The organism is Mesorhizobium sp. M4B.F.Ca.ET.017.02.2.1, assembly GCF_003998955.1.
Classification (GTDB): domain Bacteria; phylum Pseudomonadota; class Alphaproteobacteria; order Rhizobiales; family Rhizobiaceae; genus Mesorhizobium; species Mesorhizobium abyssinicae.
Genome location: NZ_RZOF01000661.1, coordinates 1 through 850, shown reverse-complemented (window position 1 = coordinate 850; position 850 = coordinate 1). Strand labels below are relative to the sequence as shown.

The 850-nt window shown below is 66.1% G+C and carries 1 protein-coding gene and 1 pseudogene; both read left to right on the top strand.

What is annotated here, in order from left to right; genetic code table 11:
* Positions 1-705, top strand: a 705-nt coding sequence (locus EN738_RS34690) for an RluA family pseudouridine synthase (protein WP_145967065.1), incomplete at its 5' end; no start/stop codon positions are given.
* Positions 706-746: 41 nt separating this feature from the next.
* A pseudogene (locus tag EN738_RS36695) lies at positions 747-850 on the top strand (EamA/RhaT family transporter); the annotation flags it as partial.

Sequence of the window (850 nt, the reverse complement as noted above, 5' to 3'; positions counted from 1 at the left end):
CTTCTGCACGAGGATGCGAAGGTCTTCGTCTTCAACAAGCCGGCGGGGCTCGCCGTGCAGGGCGGCTCCGGCGTCACCCGTAATGTCGACGACATGCTGGAGGCCTGGCGCAACCAGAAGGGCGAGAAGCCGCGCCTGGTGCACCGGCTCGATCGCGACACCTCCGGCGTGCTGGTCGTCGCCCGCACCCGCCTTGCGGCGATGAAGCTGTCGGAAGCCTTCCGGGCGCGCGAGACCAAGAAGACCTACTGGGCGCTGGTCAAGGGCGTGCCGCCGAAGCGCGAAGACAAGATCTCGACCTGGTTGATCAAGGAGCCGACGCCGGACGGCGACCGCGTGCGCATCGCCAAACACGGCGAGAAGGGCGCCGACCATGCGGTGTCCTACTACCGCGTCGTCGAGCAAGCGGCGCAATCGCTGTCCTGGCTGGAGATGGAGCCCTATACCGGCCGCACCCATCAGCTGCGCGTCCACGCCGCTCATATCGGCTGCCCTATCATCGGCGATCCCAAATATTTCGAGGCCGATACCAATTGGGATTTTCCGGGCGGCATGCAGAACCGACTGCATCTGCATGCGCGCCGCATCCTCATCCCGCACCCGGACAAGGGCGTCATCGACGTCACCGCGCCGATGCCGCCGCATATGCGCCAGAGCTGGAATCTGATCGGCTTCGATGAGCAGAGCGCGGAGGAGGAGGGGTGAGCGGCGCCACCGGCGCGCTCGATCGCCGGGATGCGGTCGACATGGCGGCCGCCGCGATCATGGTCGGGCTGACCTTCTCCTGGGGGCTGAACTATGTCGCCGCCAAGGTCTCCTACGCCGGCTATGATCCCGTCTTCGTCTCGAT